We start from the raw sequence: 19,653 nt of genomic DNA, 5'->3' as shown, positions 1-19,653 counted from the left end.
TGCGATGGAAAGCTCCTTGACCGGTCGACTCAAGGCCGAGGCCCTTCGGCTCGGCTTCGACCAGGTCGGGATCACGCCCGCGGTCGCCCCGTCGACTTATCCGCAGTATCGAGCGTGGCTCGACTCCGGGAACGCGGCGGGCATGGGCTACCTCGAGCGGCAGGCCGAGGCCCGTTCCCATCCCCGCCACATCCTCGACGGCGCCCGTTCCGTGGTCGTCGTCAGCGTCGTCTACGGGCGCCCCGAACACGGTCCGCTCGGCCCGCATCAGGCGAAGGTGGCCCGGTACGCCCGAGGTGCCGACTACCACGAGTGGCTCTGGCGACGGCTCGAAGCCCTGCTCGACTGGCTCAGGCAGGAGTGCCCCGACGCTCGGGGACGGGCCATTGCGGACACCGCGCCCCTCTTGGAGCGGGACTTCGCGAGGATGGCCGGCATCGGTTGGTTCGGCAAGAACACGATGCTCATCGACCGCCGACTCGGCAGCTTCACGGTGCTTGGGTCACTCCTCGTCGACGTCGAGCTCGAGTACGACGCCCCGAAGGAGTCGGGTTATTGCGGGACGTGTACCCGTTGCCTGGACGCCTGCCCGACGGGTGCGTTCGACGGCCCGTATCAGCTCGACGCCCGCCGCTGTCTCAGCTACTGGACGATTGAGCACAAGGGGGCGATCCCGGATGAAGTCGCGTTGACGCTGGACGACTGGGTCTTCGGTTGCGACGTCTGTCAGGACGTCTGCCCCTGGAATCGCAAGGCTCCCGAAGGTCGCGCGGAGGCCCTGGCGCCGAGCCCCGAGTGGACCCCCCCCGATTTGATCGACTGGTTATCGCGCGAGCCATCGGCGTTTTCGAAAGACCTGAAGCGCTCGGCGATGTCACGCGCCAAACGCTCCGGTTTGCTGCGGAATGCCGCCCTGATCCTCGGGACGCGCCGAGAGCCCGCCGCCGTCCCGGTGTTGATCGATCGGCTCGACGATGCCGACCCGGTCGTCCGGACCGCCGCGGCCTGGGCACTGGGGAGGATCGCGACTGTCGCGGCGATCGACGCCCTCGAGGCCCGTCGACTCGATCCGGAGCCGACCTTGCGACTCGCGGTCGAGCGAGCCCTCGCGGCTTCCGACCGTTGAGAAGGGGGAGATGGCTCTCCCCCTTTCCTTGCCCGGTCGACTGTCGAGGCCTCGCCTCTCGAAATCACGAAGGGTTGTAGCTCACGGGGTTGAGCGTGCCGTTGACGTCCTGGCCAAACGAATCCTTGGACTGGACGGAGAACACGTTCGACCCGAGCACCAGGCCCACCTGGATGGAGTAGTTCCCGGTCGGGTCGGCGATGGTCGTGGTCACCGAGGGCGTGGTGCTGCTGGTGTTGGTGTAGGTGATCGTCGACCCCGGGGTGGCGGTCCCGGTGAACGTCGCGGTCGGGTTGGTCGTCGCCCGGGTGCTCGGGCTCGTGACGCTGTTCGGGTCGAGGTTTGCCTGGACGACGGGCGAGACCGTCGTACCGACGCCCATGTTCTGGAGCGCATAAGCAATGTCGATCTTGCCGATCCGACCGTCTCGGTTCGCGTCGGCCGAGAAGGTGTATTTGGAGCTACCCGCCTTGGCACCGAGCTCCGACTTGACGGTTGCGAGGTCGCTCTTATCGACCTTGCCGTCGCCGTTCGCGTCGCCGGGCAAGTAGAAGCCGACCAGGAAGTTGCCGACCGACTTGTCCTCGCCGTCGACGTCGACCGTGTAGGTGATCGGCTTCGACGGCTGGTGGGGATACAAGGTGATCGGGACGAGGACCGCGCTGGTCCCATTGCCGTTGGCGACCTGTGAGTGCGAGACATGCGGCGCGTACACGGAGTGGAACGCCTGCGGGACGATATTGCCGTGCGGATCGGTGATCGAGGTGATGAACGGCTTCACCGTCGCGCCCGAGTCGACGGCGACGTCCACCCCGAGGGCGATCTTGCCCTTCGGCAAGGTGAAGTTCGCGGGATCGATGGTGAACGGGATCGAGGTCGTCTCACCCACGGTGGTGATGGCACCGGGTATGATTGCGAAGGTGTCACCGGCCCCGGAGGTCAAGAGCGCGCGAGGCTCCAACGGCTCGGGCTGGAATTGGACTTTCCGAGTTCGGCGGGGGGATCGCTTGAACGGGTTCATAGGCCCTCCTTGGCCAATTCCCTAGACATCGTCCGACTGACCAGGTGGAGAGGTTACGACTGGGCATCACTGCAGGCCGTCCTCAACCGTCGTCGGAGTGAGGTGAAGAAGCCGCTCGCGTCGAAGGAACGAGCGACGATCAGGACGACATGATGGGATTCGTCCTACCCACCCGATGCGGCGCCGGAAGGCTCTGCCCCAGCGTCACCGGCCTTTCCTGATCAGTATCGGCCGGAGAATCGTTTCTCTCCACCCAAACGCGCCAGGCGGCCGCAAAATAAACGACCATCCCCGACCAGAGGAACATCCCGTACCCCTGGGCGATCTTGTGGCCGGCGGCGATCTTGTCCCCCTGCCCCCGCGTGAAGAGCCCGCCCAGTTCGGACGACGTCGTCGCCATCAAGAGCGCGGAGAGGACGAGCGTCCCCGCGATCGCCATCCGCCCCCAGCCCGAGATCTTGGGGGAAGCCACGCGGTACACCAGGTACGTGTAAGGTAAGAGCATGGTCACGAAGTGATGCTTCCAGCTCCGCTCCGAGACGAAGAGCATGGTCAAGACGACCAGCGCGAATTCGCCGAGGAGTCGGGGGTCGTCGCGGCGCTGGGCCTTCGTCCGGCAGAGGATCGCCAGCATGGCCACCATGCCGATCGATACCCCCTTCACGATCCATTTGACCGTGGACGGGGCCCACGCGACGAAGTTGAGCTGGTCGAGGTGGAGGTCGTAACGACCGTCGCCGGTCTTGGTGTCGGTCAGGAGCCTGGTCAACACCCCGATGAGCGACTGGTTGATCTCCTGGGGGCTGACGAACCCCTTGGAGATGAACGGGCTCAACATCTTCTGCCACCACGTCGCGAGGCAGATGCCGTTGAACGTGGGGCCGATGACGAGGCTCGGGATGATGAGGAGGAAGATCCCCATCCCCAGGCAGGTCGACCCCACCGTCCTCCATGAACGTTTGTAGAGGAAATAAGGCACGAAGAGTGCCGGCGTGACCTTATAAGAGATGGCGAGTGCGAGGATGAGGCCCGCGAGGACGTCGTAGCCCTTGCGCCAGGCGTAGAGCGTCGTGACCACCAGGAAGAGGATGATCAGGTTGTTGTTCGCGTGGTGGAGGTCGCTCATGATCGGCCGGAGGCTGAGCAGGATGACCGGCCCCTGGACCCAGGACGGGAGCGATTTCGCCCCCGGCGGACGGACCATCCGGAAGCAGAGCCAGATCGAGAGGCTCGTGAGCGCGGCCTTGAGGACGAACCAGGTCATGGCCCCCTCGACCTTCGGCAGCACGGCCAGGGGATAGAGCGTGATCGGGAAGATCGGAGGATTTGGGAAAATCACGGTGTCATAGATGTTGACACCGGCCATGAACTGGAGGACCTGGGGTCGCCATCGGATGAAGGCGCTCCGGTCGTCGGCAGCCTTATCCTTGTAGATGATGGCGGCGCCGATCGCGGTGATGAGCGCCGCGATCCAGACGGCGCGGCGGAAGTGGCGGTCGAAGTCGGGGACCGCCTCGGTAGCGACAGGTGGCACGGCTCACTCCTTCCCTGGAGATGGGGCCACTCGAATCGACGACGTCCTCTCGTCCCGACTGCGTCGACGTCAACGACCCGGGCCGGGGGGTGTGGCCGGCGGGAATCGGACTTCGAACACCACCGGCCCTTTGACCGGCGCGCGAAGTCGGATGAAGGGGACCGGGTCATCCTCGAGAAACACCGGTCCCCATGACGTCGGCGGATCGGCCCGCAGACACGGGACCGAGTGATACCGCAGCACAACCGACCCGTCAAGGTCAGGCTTCGCGTCTTGGACCTCCAATCGGCCGGACGTCGCCTTGACCGTGGCCTCGCCGCGAATCGTGGCGCCGGGGAAACCGACCACGCGGCCGATCAATAGCGTGCCGTCGTCGTCGAGCACTTCCACCAGGTCGGGATTCGATCGGCAGAACCCGCGGGCCTTGGGGGTCCAGCAGAGGATTGCCGAGGGGCGGTAGAGCTTCGCGTAGCGGACGAAGTGGTCGCGTCCCCAGTTGTCCTTGCCGAAGAGCTTGTCCTCACCGAACTGCGTGAAGTTCGACGCCAACGAGGCGTGGAGGTAGGGCCCTCCCAGGACCTCGACCCCGGTACGCTCGGGCAGGAGGCCGCTGAATCGCCCCCCTTGGAACGGGTCGGGGACGTCCTTTATGGCGAATCCCCCTTCTTCGTAAAGGAGGCGTTCGCCCGGCTTCACGTAACGTTTGACGCGTCCAATCACCCAGTTCAGTCTTGGGCTCGGCCGACTCGAAAGGAATGGCTCGCCGGAGAGCCGGGGCTGCACAGCCCCAACCAGGATTGGGAAAAACAGCCGGATTCCCACGACCAGCAGGCCGACCGCGGCCCAGTCGTCGAGTCTGCACCGACCATCCCCTCGCATCCGCGCGAGGATCTCGAGCAATCCGAGCCCCGAGGCCAGCGCCAGGCCGGAATAGCAGGCATAGGTATGCCGCCCTGGTTGCAGGAAGTCGAGCGATCGGAATCCCCCGGCGAGGTAGCCCCAGAAGACCCCTGCCCCGACGAACCCCGCGAGGCCGAGGCTCGGTATCCGACCGCGTGCCATCAGCAGGGCAAGGATTCCGATCGAGCCGAGAGCGAGGAGGACGCTTTCAGCCGGCGCCTCCGTGGTCAGGATCTGGACGAACCGGGTGGAGACGCCCTCGGGGTGGGCGAAGGCGAAGTCGCTCGCCCCCTTCGTCGAGGCGAGCCAGATCCCGGGAACCCACCAGAATGCGTTCGAGACCAGGACCACAAAGGGAATTGCCCAAACGCCGACGTGCCGGGCACGGCCGAGACTGGGCTCCAGATTCTTGCTCAGGATCGTCGAGCCATAGGCGAGGAGGACGCCCGGGACGATGAGCATCGCGGTGGTGAAGTGGACGAGGACGCTCGCACTCATCAAGACGGCGGTGGCCGCCCAGAGTCGCCCACCTCCGCTTTCGAGGTAGCGACAGAAGGCCCCCAGGGATGCGAGACCCAGGGGCACGGCCAGGAAGTAGGGGAGCATCCCGAACATCACGTAGTTGATCGGGAAGTCGGTCCAGATGTACGTGAGGAACAGGATGAGCGAGAGCGCGATCGCCTCGGGGCGCAACCGCCAGAAGACGCCGGCGAGGACGAACATCCAGGGAACGAGGGCCGCCGAAATTAGGACGTAGAGCTTGTAGGCGAGCGCCGGGTTTTTTCCGCCGAAGAGGGCGAGGACGAGCTCGGGGAGCGTTGACGAGGACGGGAAGACGACGCTTTTGGCATAACCCGACATGAAGCTCGGGTCATACCCTGCCGTGGTCCCGGTCGCCTTCAGGAAACTCCGAGTGACCAGGGCCGTGTGGTAGTAGAGGGAATGGTCGTTGCGCCAGAGGGGCCAACCATTGACGAGCCCCTCGTATTTCCCAAGGCCGACCCAGATGGCCCAACCGTGGAGGGCACACACCAGGACGACGCAGGTCCAGCCGGCGGGCCTCGACATGCCTCGCCATGCGGGCAGCCTCATCATGGGAATGGACCTAATCCAAAGGGGTTCTGGGGGTGAGCGCGGGGAGAGGGACGGCGATTGCGGCACGGGGCACCGATCGGACGGCGATCCCCGCAAGTGCGGCCCGCAGGATTCGAACCTGCAACCAAGGGATTCAAGGCGTCCTCGCGTTTCCGCGAGGCTTGGACTATCTCACCCTCCTCGTCCTCGTTGCGAAGGCGAGGAGGCCGGGCGCTCGTCGGCGGGGGTTATCGTTGGGACTCACCCCGCTAGTCTCTGAACCGTCCTGGCCACCTAGGCCCGACCAGGCTTGGCTGCGGATTGCCATGCCCCTGGCAAGATTTCTAATGTCAAGGGTTTAGGTTTCCCGCAATTCACCCGGATCGCGTCCGGAGGTTACCCCCCGGCGCCACCTTAATTGATGAGTCCCCTGCTCTGCCGTTGAGCTAGGGCCGCCTCCACGAGACATCTTCTCCCCACTCGTTGCCCGATTCAAGACGATTCCGGAAAACCCGAAAACGCGGAAGGGCGGCCTCCGGATGGGGGCCGCCCTCGTGACTCGCGAAACGTCATTCAAGCCGACTTCAACGGTCGGTATGCGCGGCGACCAACTCGGACTCGTCGCGGTGATCGAGGACCGCGCTCGAGGTCGCCCGTGTTGAGCGGGCCACCTTCGGAAGCTTGATCGAATGAGCCAGGCCCACCAGCGACAAGGCGCGGATGCCGATGTAGGTCATGTCGAGCTCCCACCATCGCATCCCGTGGCGGGCCGAGGTCTGATATGCGTGGTGGTTGTTGTGCCAGCCTTCGCCATAGGTGCAGAGGGCAACCCACCAAAGATTCGTGGAGTGATCACGAGTCTCGTGTGTCCGATAGCCCCAGATATGGGTGGCGGAGTTGACCAGCCAGGTCGTGTGGAGGACGAGGACCGACCGGACGAAGAACCCCCAGACCAGCCAGGGCATGCCGCCGATGGCGTAGAGCGCCCCGGCCGTGAGCAGCGGGAAAATGAAGTGGTAGGTGTCGAGCCAGCGGTGGACGGGGTCTTTGTTGAGGTCGGGCGCCCAGCGAGCATAGTACTCGGGGGTGTGGTCGGCCGTGATGTCGGGCGTGATGAACCAGAACATGTGCGCCCAGCCGAAGCCCCGGTTCGGACTGTGGACGTCGTCTTCTTCGTCGGAGTGGGCGTGGTGTCGGCGGTGGTCGGCGACCCAGCCGATTGCCCCACCTTCCGAGGCGCAGGTGCCGATCGCCGTCAGGACGTACTCGAACCACTTGGGCCGGGTCGCGAAGCTCCGGTGCGTGAGCAGCCGGTGATAGGTCATGCAGATGCCGATACCGCCCGTCAGCCAGTGCATGAAGATGCAGAGGGCGACCGCCTGCCAGGAGAAATAAGCCGGGACGAACGCGAGGAGAGCCCCGAGGTGCAACACGCCGATCCAGATCACCGGACCCCAGGAGATATGCGAGCGAGTGGAGGACGGTGGAGCGGCCGCTGTAGTAGTCATGCTGAACCTTTGATTCCTGGAAGCCGAGCCGATCGTCTCAATACGGTGGGTGGTCTCTTCCCTCGTCTCGAAACGCCCGGAAGGATGTCCCTTCCTCGGCGGCGTTCCACTCGACCCTCGGTCGGCACCGCGGACCCTGGGCCCACCCGCCTGTTCTTACCCCATAAGGACAGCGACGTTCTTGGGGATCGCTCGCTCGTTCCAAAGATTGGGGGACGTCATGGGACGGGGAGGTCGGGATTCGGAGGGATGGCTATATGAATGTCGCGGAACGAGTCTACACGATTCCCCTCGCACGACAAGGGCGAAATCGGCGAAAATCCTAGGGGTCTGACCACTTACACGCCAGCGGCCGAACCTGCCGTTCGGCCCGGTCTTGCGGGGATTGCCATGCGCGGGGTCTATTGCGACGGCTCGACGGTCCGGCTTCGCCTCGACCTGCCGACGACACACGCGGGGGGTGACGAAGTCGTCCTGGCGGTCAGGGCCGTCGGGATCTGCGACACCGACCTCCAACTTGCCAAAGGATACATGGGCTACCGGGGCATCCTCGGGCACGAGTTCGTCGGCGAGACCGAGGCGGGCCGCCGGGTCACCGCCGAGATCAACAACGCCTGTCACCAGTGCCCAACCTGCCGCGCCGGCCGGCCGCAACATTGCCCGAACCGTACGGTTCTCGGCATCTTACGTCACGACGGCGCGATGGCCGACCTCGTTGCCGTCCCCTCGGGAAACCTCCACGACGTCCCCGACTCGATCGACGACGACCAGGCCGTCTTCATCGAACCCCTGGCCGCGGCCTTCCGGATCGGCGAGCAAATCGACCTCGGTCCCGGGACCCGGATGGCCATCCTCGGCGACGGCAAACTCGGACTCCTCTGCGCCTGGGTCGCCCGACTCTCCGGCGCCAGGGTCACTCTTGTCGGCAAGCATCCGTCCAAGCTTGCACTCGCGGGTGAGGGGATCGACACCCGCACTCTCGATCAGGTGGAGACCCTCGCCCGTTCGTTCGACGTGGTGGCCGACTGCACCGGGTCCCACACAGGGCTAACGACCGCGATGGGACTGGTTCGGCCCTGCGGGACCCTCGTGCTCAAGACGACCGTCGCCGGCGCATACACGGCCGACCTTTCGGGGATCGTCATCGACGAAATCCGAGTGGTCGGCTCACGTTGCGGTCCCTTCCCGAAGGCGATCGCCGCCCTCGCGAATCGACAGGTCGACGTCCGGCCCCTGATCGGGGCCCGATTCTCACTCGACGAGGCCGAGGCTGCCTTCCGTGCCGCGTCGGAAAAAGGCGCACGGAAGGTCCTTATGACCGTTCGTTGAGAATAGATAAAATTGTACTATGATTAGTCATTGGTTTGGTGCCCCGCTCGAAACCGGGGCCTATCTTAAGGATCGGACTCGGTCGAGGTGCGAAATCGGTACCGGAAGCGGCGTATCTCGGGTAGCACCGATTGGAACAACCGGTGCTACCCGAGATTGAGGGGAGCCACATCGCTTAGACGATGCGTGTGACCACACCACCTCGCTGCTCGAGCCGACCGAGTTTCGAGACCGGGAATGGCCTGTTTTTGTTTAGATGTCGATGTCCTTGGCGGTGTACGCCTCGGCCATGATGAACTTGAAGCGGGCTTCGGGTTCCTTGCCCATGAGGTCGGTCACGGTGCGTTCGGTGTAGTTGCGATCGTCTTCGGGCACGGTGACACGAAGGAGCCGGCGTCGCGCGGGGTCGAGCGTGGTCTCGAACAGGAGCGCGGCGGGCATTTCGCCCAGGCCTTTGAAGCGGGTGATGTTCGGCTTGGCGTTCGAGGGGAGCCTGGAGAGGATCAGGTCGCGGGTGGCGTCGTCGGCCGCCCAGTGCGTCTCCTTGCCCCAGGTGACCTTGTAGAGCGGCGGGCAGGCGAGGTAGACGCGCCCGTCGCTGAGCAGGCCGGGAACGTGGCGGTAGAAGAACGTTAGCAGCAGGGTTGCGATGTGATGGCCGTCGCTGTCGGCATCGGTCAGGAGGATGACCTTGCCGTAGCGGAGCCGAGCCGCGTCATAGTGGTCGTCCATCCCGCAGCCGAGGGCGCTGATGATGTCGGTCAGTTCCTTGTTATCGAGCACCTTGGCCTTGCCGGCCTGTTCGGCGTTGAGCACCTTCCCCTTGAGCGGGAGGATCGCCTGGGTGTCGCGGTCCCGCCCTTGCTTGGCGGAGCCGCCGGCCGAGTCCCCCTCGACGATGAACAACTCCGACTCTTCGGGGTTGGTGCTGTCGCAGTCGTGGAGCTTGCCGGGGAGGTTGAGCCGGTTGCTGATTGCCGTCTTCCGCCGGACCTGAGAGGCCGCCGCTCGGCTCGCCTCGCGGGCCTTCGCGGCCTGGATCACTCTCTCCGCGATCGCCTCGCCGACGCTCTTGTTGTTGAGCAGGAAGCTTTCGAGCTTAGGGCGGACCATCGACTCGACGAGCGAGCGGACCTCCGGGTTATTCAACCGCCCCTTGGTCTGCCCCTGGAACTGGGGCTCGTGGATGCAAATCGACAGGACGGCCGTCAGACCTTCAAGAATGTCTTCATTCTTGATTTCGATGCCCTTCTTGACCAGGTCGTGGTCCTTCATGAACCGTCGGACCGCATCCCGGATCGCCTCGCGTAGGCCGAGCTCATGAGTCCCGCCGTCCTGCGTGGGAATCGTGTTGACGAACGACCGGATCCGTTCCTCGGGGGCCTCGGTCCATACGAGCGCGACGTGGCAGCGTAGGCTGACGCCGCTATCCTCGCGCTCGAGCACGAACGGGAGCGCGGCGACCCGCTTGTCGCCTCGGGCCTGGTTGATGGCGTCGAGGAAGTCGGCGACGCCTCCGTCGTGGCGGAACTCGACGTTCTTGCCGTTCTTCTGGTCGACGAACTGGATCACGAGCCCTTTGTTGAGGTAGGTTTTCACCTCGAGCCGCTCGGCGATCAGCTTGGGATTGTAGAGCTGATCGTGGAAAACCTCGGGGTCGGGCGTGAAGGTGACCGTTGTCCCCGTGCCCCGCGCCGGCTCGCCCGGTTCGACGTTCCCCAGCGGCTTTCCCCGCTGATAGCGCTGGGTGTAGGTCTTGCCGTCGCGACGGACCTGAGCCACGAGGATCTTGCTGAGGGCGTTGACTACGCTCGCCCCGACGCCGTGGAGGCCGCCCGCGACCTTGTAGGCGTCGTTATCGAACTTGCCACCCGCGTGGAGGGTGGTGAAGATGACCTCGAGCGCGCTCTTGCCCGTCTTAGGGTGGATGTCGACGGGGATGCCTCGACCGTTGTCGGCGACCGACATCGTCTTGCCGTCGGCCTGGAGCGTGACTACGATCCGAGTCGCGTGGCCGTTCATGACCTCGTCCACCGCGTTGTCGACGATCTCCCAGAGGAGGTGGTGGAGTCCCGCCTCGTCGACGCCGCCGATGTACATGCCGGGTCGGCGCCTGACGGCCTCGAGGCCTTCGAGCACGGTGATCGACTCGGCGTTGTAAGTTCCTGAGGCCATCGGGCATCGTCCTTTTAGGGCCGGTCGAATTGAAAGGGGCCGGCCGGTTCGGGCGAAACGATTCGTAGTGGTTGGGCGTGGTAGACGGCTACTCGACGACCTGTTCGGGCGGCGGGACCGGCTTGACCTCGTCGTGGATGATCGACTCGAACGAGCCGCGCTGGAGGACGCCGTAGCCCTTGCCACCTCGGCCGGTGACGGGATACTTGGTCGCCCGGATCACCTGCGTCGACCCGCGGTTGGTGTTCACCGTCAGCCCTTCGCGAACCTTGTTAGCGAGGGCGAAGCCCAGCACGCGGTCGTGCGACTCGAGCTTGATCGCCGTCACGCCCTTGGCCGTACCCGCGACGACGTTCGCCTCGGTCACAGGGAAGATCAGGACCCGGGCGGCTCGGGTGGCCAGGCAGACATTCTCAGTGCCATCGCTCGCCTCGACGCCGACGACCGCGTCGTCCGTGAGGACGGAGTCGAGCCGGACCACCGCACGTCCCTTCCGGTTCGAGACGGTCGCGACCGACGCCAACGCGAAGCGTAGGACTTTCCCCCCCGCCGTCATCGCGATCGCATACGGAGGGGGCGGGAGCGAGCCGTGCGAGGAGTCGCCGTCGCCGTTGACCTTCGCGAGCTCGCCGTTGAGAGTCCCCTGGACCAAGGCCGGGGGGCTTTGGGGGGCCTCGGTGACTTCGGGCAGACAGCGTGGGTCATGGCAGATCACGCTGACGATCTGCTCGTTGTCCTCGAAGGCGAATTGCTTCTGGATCGGCTCGCCGTGGCCGGTCGTCATCGCGATGTCGTTGGTCCGGAGCGTGTACGCCATGCCTCGGTCGGTGAAGATGGTCAAGGTCTGGCGTGCTCGGGCGCGATAGATCCAGCCGACCCGGTCCTCGTCGCGGACCCGGATGCCGGCGACGTCGGCGAACGACTTCTGACGCTTCGTCCAACCCTCCCGAGTGACGATCACCCAGGAGTCGTCATCGATGATGTAGTCTTCCTCGCGATACTCGATCGGCGCGGCCGGGCCATCGATCCGGGTGCGCCTTGCGTCGCCGTACGCGCTGGCGATCTCCTTCAATTCGGCCCGGATGATCTTCCAGCGGGCGGGCTCGTCGGCCAGCAGACGCTCAATCTCGCCGGCCCGCTCGCGCTTCTGGGCCAGTTCGTCGAGGATGTCCTGGATCTCGAGCTTGCCGAGGCGGTAAAGCTTGGTTTCGAGGATCGCGTCCGCCTGCAGGTCCGACAGGCCGAACCGATCGATCAACTTCGGGGCGGCGTCGGCCTTGCCGTCGCTCGCCCGGATGATCCGGATCGCCTCGTCGAGGTTGTTGAAGACGATCGCGAACCCTTCGAGGATGTGGATCCTCCGGAGCAGGTTCGCGAGCTCGTGCTGGAGCCGCCTCGTGACGATCTCGAGCCGGAAGTCGAGGAAGTGCTGGAGGATGCTCCGCAGGTCGAGCCGGTCGGGGACCGCGACCTCGGCCCCCGCGGCCGGGAGCAGGCACGTCATGTTGACGTTGAAGTTCGTCTGGAGCGGTGTGTTCTTGAAGAGATAGGCGAGCGCGGCATCGGCGTTCGAGCCGGGCCGGAGCTCGAGAGCGATCCGGACGTCCTCGGTGCTCAGGTCCTTGATGTTGGTCAGTTGCGGGACCTGCCCCTTGCCGATCAACTCGCCGATCCGCTGGACCAGCGGATCCTTGTCGATGCCGTAGGGGATCGAGGTGATCAGGACGACGTTCTGCTTCTCGGGGTCTTCCTCGTACGTCCCGCGGAGCTTGATCGCCCCTTGCCCGGTCGCATAGATCTGGAGGATCTCGTCCGCCGAGTTGAGGATGACTCCCCCGGTGGGGAAATCGGGCCCGAGGATGTGCCGCGTCAGTTTCTCGAGCGGCAATTCTCGGTTGTCGAGCAGGGCGACGAGGGCGTTGCACACCTCTTTGAGGTTGTGCGGCGGGATGTTGGTGGCCATCCCCACCGCGATCCCCGCCGCCCCGTTGATGAGGATGTTCGGGAACTGCGCGGGGAGGACGATCGGCTCCTCGGTCGTCGACGCATAGTTCGGGCGGAAGTCGACGGTCTGCTCGCCGAGTTCGCTGAGGAGTTCGTGCGCGAGCGCCGTGAGGCGGGACTCGGTGTACCGCATCGCGGCCGGGGGATCGCCGTCGATCGAACCGAAGTTCCCGTAACCCTCCACCAGCGGGTGCCGCAGGCTGAACGACTGCGCCATGCGGACGAGGGCTTCGTAAATCGACGAGTCGCCGTGCGGGTGATAGCTCTTCATCACCTCGCCGACCACTGCGGCGCACTTGATGAACCGGCTATCGGACCGCACGTGCAGGTCGTGCCACATCGCGTACAGGATGCGGCGCTGCACGGGCTTGAGTCCGTCGCGGACGTCGGGCAAGGCACGCGAGGTGATCACGCTCAGCGCGTAATTCAGGTATCGCGAGCGGGTCGCATCCGCCAGCGACACATCCTCGACCACCGCCTTGGGCCGAACTCCGAGCCCAAGTCCTTGACTCGACCGGCGGGTGCGTTTCGCCATCGCTCCGTCTTCTGCTCGAGTAGACTCGTTGACCTGACCGTCACCGAGGAAACCCCATTCGCCTGAAGTCGACAATAGCAGTTTCGGGGGTGGGAGGCAATCCGATTACTGTACAAAATTATCTGGGTGGGGGCGAGGCCGGGGACTGATTCACCACAAAGGCACAAAGTCACAAAGAAATACGAAGAATGAACATTTTTAAGAATAATTCCTTTTGATTTCCTTCGTGTCTTGGCACCCTTGTGGTGAAGAGTTCCCTACCCATCAACCCCGATTCGCCGCATCGAGCTCACGTCTCAGGCAATCGAAGCTCTGCTTGGCGGTCGCTTCGGCTCCCGGCGAGTAGTCGAACACTTCGACCGAGACCCAGCGGTCGTAGCCGGAATCGACGAGGGCCTTCATGATCGGGCCGAAGTCGACGTCGCCCATGCCGGGGCCTCGGAGGTTGACGTCCTGGGCATGGAAGTGGCCGGCGAGTGCGGCGTGCTGGAGGATGAGCTCGGGGACGGTCGCGTCAGGCTCGCCGCTCTGGGCCTTTACGTCCATGTGGAGTGTGAACCGAGGGTGCCCCACGCGATCGATCAGGGCCTCGGCCTGGTCGCAGGTGTTCAGGAAGTTGGTCTCGCTCGGCGCGAGCGGCTCGAGGCAGAACTCGACCCCGAGGTCGCCGATCCGGGACATCATGTTCTCGAAGACCTCGGCGGCGTATTCGAAGGCCTGATCGTAGGTCACTCCCGGCAGCAGGTCGCGTTGTTTCGGGGATCCGAAGACCATCAGCGAGCCGCCGAGGTCTCGGGTCGCCTCGGCCAGGGCCACGAGGTAGTCCGCGGTCCTCTTGCGGCCGGCCGCGTCCGGCGTGGTCAGGTAGAACCCCTCGGTCTTCGCCAGGAGCCAGTGGAGGCCGATGGTGGTCAGCCCCGAGTCCTCGACCATGGCCCGGAGTTCTCGACGTCGGGCGGCGGAGACGTCCGTGATGAGCGGGGCCAGGGTGAACGGAGCGATTTCCAGTCCGTCGTAGCCGAGGCTCTTGACGGTCCGGCAGACGTCGCCGAACTCCCAACCTTCGAACAACTCGTTGCAGATCCCGAGGCGAATCATGACAGGGCCCTTCCCGTGCATTCGTCGTGGCGTGTCTCGACGCGCGAAGACCGTTGCTTCAAGAGGCAGACAGGCGTGCGGCCCGGAGGGTATTCCGGAGGAGCATGGCGACGGTCATCGGGCCGACGCCCCCCGGGACCGGCGTGATCGCCGAGGCAATCTCGGAGACCTCCGGAAAATGGACGTCGCCGCAGAGCGAGCCATCGTCCCGCTTGTGGATGCCGACGTCGATGACGACCGCGCCCGGCTTCACCCAGTCGGCGCGGATGTGCTCGGGACGGCCGATGGCGGCGACCAGGATATCCGCCTGTCGAGTGATCGCCGCGGCGTCTCGGCTCGCGGAGTGGCAGACGGAGACCGTCGCGTCGCCGCCGATCCCCTTCTGGAGCAGGAGCAGGGCCATCGGCTTGCCCACGACCTGGGAGCGACCGACAACCACCGCGTGCGCCCCTCGGGTCTCCACGCCTCCGGCGATGAGCAGTTCGCGGATACCCAGCGGGGTGCATGGGACGAACCTCGGGGTGCCGATCGCCAGGAGCCCGGCGTTGACCGGGTGGAAGCCGTCGACGTCCTTACTCGGGTCGACCCTGTTGAGGACGGCCCGCTCGTCGATCTGGCTCGGGAGCGGCAACTGGACCAGGATGCCATGCACGGACGGGTCGGCGTTCAGCCGGTCGATCGCCTCGAAGAGGGCGTCTTGCGAAACATCGGCAGGATATCGTTCGATCGTCCCCGACATCCCGGCGGCCTTGCAGGAGTTCTGCTTGTTCCGGACGTAGACCTGGCTCGCGGGGTTCGCGCCGACGAGCACCACGGTCAGTCCCGGGACGATCCCCGTCTCGGCCTTGAATCGAGCGACCTCCTCGGCGACGTCGACGCGAACTTGCTGGGCGAGGGCTTTTCCGTCGAGGATCCTGGCGGGCACGGGCGCACTCCTGCGTAAACTGGATTGTCCGGCCCGCTATCATAGCTCGTGACGAGGGGGGGCGGGATACAGAACTCCGCTCGAGCCGAGGGGGATGGTCCGCGTGCCGCAGGGTTCGGAGTCGGAGTTTCGGGCGGGGGTCGAGTCGGAGGTCGGGCCGGTCGATCGCACAAGCGCGGCTGGCCCTGAGAGGACGATTGCGCGCCAGGTTCTCAGGCTCGCCGCGCCGGTCATCGTCGAACAGGCATTGCTCTACCTCGTGGGATTGTCCGACACTCTCCTGACCGGCCGATACCTCTCCGAGACGCATCTCGCGGCCGTGACGGTGGCGACCTACCTCCTTTGGTTCCTGACCAGTCTCCTGACGATCGTCTCGGTGGGAGGGACCGCCCTCGTGGCGAGGCTCGTCGGGATGGGCCGGCCGGACGCGGCGTCGAGGATCAGTGAGCAGGCGATGGCCATGGCTTTGATCGTCGGTACCCTGACCGCGGCGGTCGGACTGTCGACGGCGCCTGGGTTAGTCCGGGTCCTCAACCTCTCGGGGGAGCCGGCCGAGGCCGCGGCCCTTTTCCTGGGGATCATCCTGTCGGCGACGCCGCTCCTGGCCTGCATGACCATCGGGGTCGCTTGCCTCCGAGGGGCCGGCGACACGAAGACGGGCATGTGGGTGATGGTCCTCGTCAACGCGATCAACGTCGGGTTGAGCTGGAGCCTCGTCCGAGGGTTTGGCCCGTTCCCTTCGATCGGTTTCCCCGGGATCGCGCTCGGGACGGCGATCGGCGAAGGCGTCGGAGGGATCGTCGTCCTGGTGATCCTGGTTCGAGGGCGTTCGGGCTTGAAACTCGGTTGGCGAGGGCTTTCGCCCCGATGGCCGGAGATCCGACGCATCTTGCGGATCAGCACGCCCGCGGCCGGCGAGAGTGTGACTAACATCGCCTGCCAGCTCTGGTTCCTGGCCCTGATCAATCAACTCGGGGCCACCGCGACCGCTGCGCATGGCGTCGCGATCCGCTGCGAGGCGATTGCATTCCTGACGATCACGGCGTTCTCAGTGGCCGCCAGTACGCTGACCGGTCAGTACCTCGGGGCGGGGCGGCCCGACCTCGCCGACAAGGCGGCCCGCACGGCCTGGGCCTTGGGCGTTATCGTGCTCGGAACGATCGGGGTCCTGATCTATGTCAGGGCCGAGTCGATGTTCACGATCTTCACCGGGGGCCGGCGGCCGGGAGTTGTCGCCGAAGGAGTCCCGGTGCTTCGGGTCGTCGCATTCGCCCTCCCCGCCCTGGCGACGATCAACGTTCTGAGCGGATCCCTGCGGGGGGCCGGCGACACGCGCTGGCCCTGGGCCTTCGTCCTCTTCGGGTACCTCGTCGTACGGATCCCCATGACTTACTGGCTCACCACGACGATCGACCGTGGCGGGATCGGTTGGGGCTTGTATGGAGCCTGGGTGGCGATGCTCGTCGACCTCTGGACTCGTGCCGCCCTGGTCGCCGCACGATTCCTGAGCGGGAGCTGGAAGTATGCCAAGGTCTGAGCCGATCGCCGGGGGGGAAGTCGGCTGTCTCAAGGCGTCTTCGACCGGTGGAGTGCTGTCGAAGACGCAATCCACGCCCAAACTTAGAACGACTCGAGCGAGGCTCGCTGGTCACGGTCGATCGTGAAGAGGCGGTCGAGGTTCGAGTTCCGGAAGACCTGCTGGAGGACCGGGGACATCTCGCACAGACGGAGCTTACCGTGTGAGGCGTCGATTCGCCGTTGGAAGAGGATCAGTTTGCTGAGCAAGGAGCTGGAGATGAGCGCCACGTCGGCGAAGTTCAGGACGAGTTGGATTGGGGAGCCGTCGTTGGGCATGATCGCAGCGACCTGATCGGCGACGTCACGAACGGTCCTCTCATCGAAGAGGTGCCGTTCGAGGAATCGGACAACCTTCACGCCGTCGACCTCACGGACATCAATCCGGGAAGTGGAGGTCATAGGGGGATGCTCCGAGGTTGAAAAAGCAGACGCGACGGCCGAGTGAACGGGGACCTCGGCGAATCAGGTAGCCCGCCAGTTCACGACAGCTTCTTGCGTCGGCTCGAGTGAAGCAAGCCATCACCCCCCGTTTTCTTGAGCGAGGGAGGGGCTGGATCGGTTGGGGGGGCTTTGGCGGCGTCACCCTCCGCCGTTGCCGTCGCGGGGCGTACCGCCAGGGCGAGGGCTTCGGCACGGTCCTTTACGAACGAGAATAACGGCTCGAGCTTGCTGACGCGAAAAACCTCGTGGACCGTCGGATCGACGTTGCAAAAAATGAGCTGACCCCCACGCTGCTTCGCGAGTCGGTGCAACGCGACAAAGTTGCCGAGGGCTGCTGAGCCCGCGAACCCGATCCCAAGGAGGTCGATCACTAACTCCGGGCGCCCTTTCTTGCCCAGGTGTGCCTCATATTCCTTGCGAAGATCCTGCACCGGCGCCGGGTCGAGTCGAAAACAATCCCAAAACTCTGCGACCATTATCCCATCAAGATTATGGACCTGCACGGCCGGCTTGAGCATTTTAAGAGGTTCCGTTGCCTGACACCCATCGGTCGCGGCGACGAGCACGAAGAGAGGAAGGTTTTGATGAGATGGTTCATCGATCGCGATTCCCTCCCCCTCGATCCGACCCTGGAATCGCCTTGGGAATTGCGAGTCGAATGCCGTTGCGATCGATGACAAAAGTCATCCTAGCATTCGCCGAACACCTCGGCCAGTGCAGACGACGGCTGGACCCGAGGATTGCACGGTCTTTCATCCTTCCTTCGCAACTCGCGCAACGGAGTGTTCTCGCCCCGGACTCGACCTCGTCACGCAGGTGGACCGCGATTTCTGTCAATAGATCACGTCTTACCTGAAGATGACGTCAACTTCGCGGTTTCTCGCTTCGTGAACCCAGCACTCGCCGGTTCTCTCGAGAATCGCTCAAGTGTTGCGTCGGGACGAGATCGGCCCCTGAATCACGAGGCGTGTCGTATTGATTTTTCTGAATTTGACGGCCCTTCCTCCGCCAGGTGATCGTTCCGAATCCATCATTGCTGAAAGACTTTTGCGATCACGCGAGGCGTCGGGAGCGCCGAATTGAGTGGGAGGATCTCGACGTCTGTACCTCGCCCGGGCGTCGAAATCGCTCCTCTCGGAGTGGCGGCGATATGGTATGTTTCCCGTAAGGAGTTTGAAGGCGGCCGGTCCGCCCCGCGTTGGTTTGAACCCATCTCGCGGGCGGCGTTGGATGTTGAGGATTGGCTCGAGCAAGGAGTTGCAACGAGGCCGCTCCGAGTCAACGCCTTTAGAAGGGATCTGACCCAATGCGTCGCGTTTCTGTCCTCCTCGCGGTTTGGGCCGTTTTGGCCTCTCTGCCCGCCCACGCGCAGAACTGGGTCGATTCCGTCCTCCCGGAACGGGCTTTCGACTTCGGAACCGTCGCGCGAGGCTCGAAGATTCGTCACAGCTTCAAGCTCGTCAATCGGACCGATCAGGAGATCCACATCGCCAGTTGGCGGACCAAGTGCGGCTGCACCGAGGTCCGCGTCGGCGCGAAGGAGATCCCGCCCGGCACCCAGACGACGATCGAGGCGGTGATCGACACCACAAAGTTCCTCGGGTACAAGCCTTCGGGCCTGACCTTGATCCTCGACCGGCCCAACTTCGTCGAGGTGGACCTGAACCTCAGTTGCTTCATCCGGGGTGACCTCGTCCTCAACCCCGGCCTCGTCGACTTCGGCACCATCCAGCGTGGGGGTGGCTCGGCGGTCACCCTGACCCTCACCTATGCCGGCGGCCAGCCGAATTGGGGGGTCACGAAGATGAACACCAAGAGCGAGCATGTTTCGGCCGAGCTCCGCGAGTTGGGCCGCTCGGCCGACGGTCAGTTGCAGTATTCGCTCGTCGCGACGCTCAAGCCTTCGGTCGCGAACGGGTATTTCAAGGACGAGATCACGCTCCTGACGAACGACCCGTCGAGCCCCTCCGTCCCGATCTCGGTCTCGGCCAACGTCCAGACGGCAGTGGTTGTCTCGCCCGCGATCGTCAACCTCGGGCGGGTTAAGCCGGGGGGTATCGTCAAGAAGAAGGTGATCGTCCGGTCGGCCCAGCCCTTCAAGGTTACCTCTGCGAAGGCGAACAAGGACGGGCTTTCCGCCCCTGCGGATGATGTCGCCAAGCCCGTCCACACGCTCGACGTCACTTTCACCGCCCCCCAGGTCTCCGGGCCGTACAACGCGGTCTTCGAGATCGCGACGGACCTCAAGGATGAACCCCCCGCCAAGCTGACTGCGTTCGCAACCATCGTTCCCTGACGTTGGCACGAGATCCGAAGTCTGTCAGGTGGCGCCGCCACGAACCATCGAGCGAGCCGAGATCGAGCAGATCTCGGCTCGTTCGCGTTTCCGGGGTGAAGCTCATTTC

The 19,653-nt window shown here is 64.7% G+C and carries 14 protein-coding genes; 4 read left to right on the top strand and 10 right to left on the bottom strand.

Going from position 1 to position 19,653, the window contains the following annotated elements; translation table 11 throughout:
* The first annotated feature begins 4 nt into the window (after nucleotides 1-4).
* Complete coding sequence (queG, locus tag ACYOEI_RS16815) at nucleotides 5-1,126, top strand: tRNA epoxyqueuosine(34) reductase QueG (protein ID WP_462850683.1); 1,122 nt, start codon at nucleotides 5-7, stop codon at nucleotides 1,124-1,126.
* Between the two features lie 64 nt (nucleotides 1,127-1,190).
* Here queG and ACYOEI_RS16810 read toward each other — a convergent pair whose 3' ends face one another.
* From ACYOEI_RS16810 to ACYOEI_RS16795, 4 genes are all read right to left on the bottom strand, one after another.
* The gene (locus tag ACYOEI_RS16810) at nucleotides 1,191-2,147 is read right to left on the bottom strand and encodes a dockerin type I domain-containing protein (protein WP_462850682.1); all 957 of its coding nucleotides are present in this window, start codon (nucleotides 2,145-2,147) and stop codon (nucleotides 1,191-1,193) included.
* Between the two features lie 139 nt (nucleotides 2,148-2,286).
* Entirely contained in the window at nucleotides 2,287-3,681 is a 1,395-nt protein-coding gene (locus ACYOEI_RS16805) for a glycosyltransferase family 87 protein (protein ID WP_462850681.1), read from the bottom strand.
* 69 nt (nucleotides 3,682-3,750) lie between these two features.
* Complete coding sequence (locus ACYOEI_RS16800; protein ID WP_462850680.1) at nucleotides 3,751-5,676, bottom strand: hypothetical protein; 1,926 nt, start codon at nucleotides 5,674-5,676, stop codon at nucleotides 3,751-3,753.
* Nucleotides 5,677-6,239: 563 nt separating this feature from the next.
* The gene (locus tag ACYOEI_RS16795) at nucleotides 6,240-7,163 is read right to left on the bottom strand and encodes an acyl-CoA desaturase (RefSeq protein WP_462850679.1); all 924 of its coding nucleotides are present in this window, start codon (nucleotides 7,161-7,163) and stop codon (nucleotides 6,240-6,242) included.
* A gap of 390 nt (nucleotides 7,164-7,553) precedes the next feature.
* Here ACYOEI_RS16795 and ACYOEI_RS16790 point away from each other — a divergent pair, with 390 nt between their 5' ends.
* Nucleotides 7,554-8,492 carry an MDR/zinc-dependent alcohol dehydrogenase-like family protein gene (locus ACYOEI_RS16790; protein WP_462850678.1) on the top strand — a complete coding sequence of 313 codons (939 nt, stop codon included), beginning with the start codon at nucleotides 7,554-7,556 and terminating at the stop codon, nucleotides 8,490-8,492.
* Nucleotides 8,493-8,744: 252 nt separating this feature from the next.
* Here ACYOEI_RS16790 and ACYOEI_RS16785 read toward each other — a convergent pair whose 3' ends face one another.
* The 4 genes from ACYOEI_RS16785 to folD form a co-directional block, all read right to left on the bottom strand.
* Entirely contained in the window at nucleotides 8,745-10,667 is a 1,923-nt protein-coding gene (locus tag ACYOEI_RS16785) for a DNA gyrase/topoisomerase IV subunit B (protein WP_462850677.1), read from the bottom strand.
* 88 nt (nucleotides 10,668-10,755) lie between these two features.
* Nucleotides 10,756-13,206: a DNA gyrase/topoisomerase IV subunit A gene (locus ACYOEI_RS16780; RefSeq protein WP_462850676.1), complete on the bottom strand. Its 2,451-nt coding sequence runs from the start codon at nucleotides 13,204-13,206 to the stop codon at nucleotides 10,756-10,758.
* A gap of 264 nt (nucleotides 13,207-13,470) precedes the next feature.
* Entirely contained in the window at nucleotides 13,471-14,304 is an 834-nt protein-coding gene (locus ACYOEI_RS16775; RefSeq protein WP_462850675.1) for a sugar phosphate isomerase/epimerase family protein, read from the bottom strand.
* Nucleotides 14,305-14,362: 58 nt separating this feature from the next.
* Entirely contained in the window at nucleotides 14,363-15,229 is an 867-nt protein-coding gene (folD, locus tag ACYOEI_RS16770; RefSeq protein WP_462850674.1) for a bifunctional methylenetetrahydrofolate dehydrogenase/methenyltetrahydrofolate cyclohydrolase FolD, read from the bottom strand.
* A gap of 103 nt (nucleotides 15,230-15,332) precedes the next feature.
* Between folD and ACYOEI_RS16765 the strand changes: the two genes are divergently transcribed.
* The gene (locus ACYOEI_RS16765; protein ID WP_462850673.1) at nucleotides 15,333-16,766 is read left to right on the top strand and encodes an MATE family efflux transporter; all 1,434 of its coding nucleotides are present in this window, start codon (nucleotides 15,333-15,335) and stop codon (nucleotides 16,764-16,766) included.
* Nucleotides 16,767-16,849: 83 nt separating this feature from the next.
* Here the strand turns inward: ACYOEI_RS16765 and ACYOEI_RS16760 are convergent, their stop codons facing one another.
* Together ACYOEI_RS16760 and ACYOEI_RS16755 are read right to left on the bottom strand one after the other, a co-directional pair.
* Nucleotides 16,850-17,206, bottom strand: a complete 357-nt coding sequence (locus tag ACYOEI_RS16760; RefSeq protein WP_462850672.1) for an STAS domain-containing protein — start codon at nucleotides 17,204-17,206, stop codon at nucleotides 16,850-16,852.
* 80 nt (nucleotides 17,207-17,286) lie between these two features.
* Nucleotides 17,287-17,766: an STAS domain-containing protein gene (locus tag ACYOEI_RS16755; protein WP_462850671.1), complete on the bottom strand. Its 480-nt coding sequence runs from the start codon at nucleotides 17,764-17,766 to the stop codon at nucleotides 17,287-17,289.
* A gap of 788 nt (nucleotides 17,767-18,554) precedes the next feature.
* Between ACYOEI_RS16755 and ACYOEI_RS16750 the strand changes: the two genes are divergently transcribed.
* The gene (locus ACYOEI_RS16750; RefSeq protein WP_462850670.1) at nucleotides 18,555-19,544 is read left to right on the top strand and encodes a DUF1573 domain-containing protein; all 990 of its coding nucleotides are present in this window, start codon (nucleotides 18,555-18,557) and stop codon (nucleotides 19,542-19,544) included.
* The last annotated feature ends 109 nt before the right edge of the window (nucleotides 19,545-19,653 follow it).

This window comes from Singulisphaera rosea (genome assembly GCF_054877945.1).
This window is presented reverse-complemented; position numbering and strand designations above follow the sequence as displayed.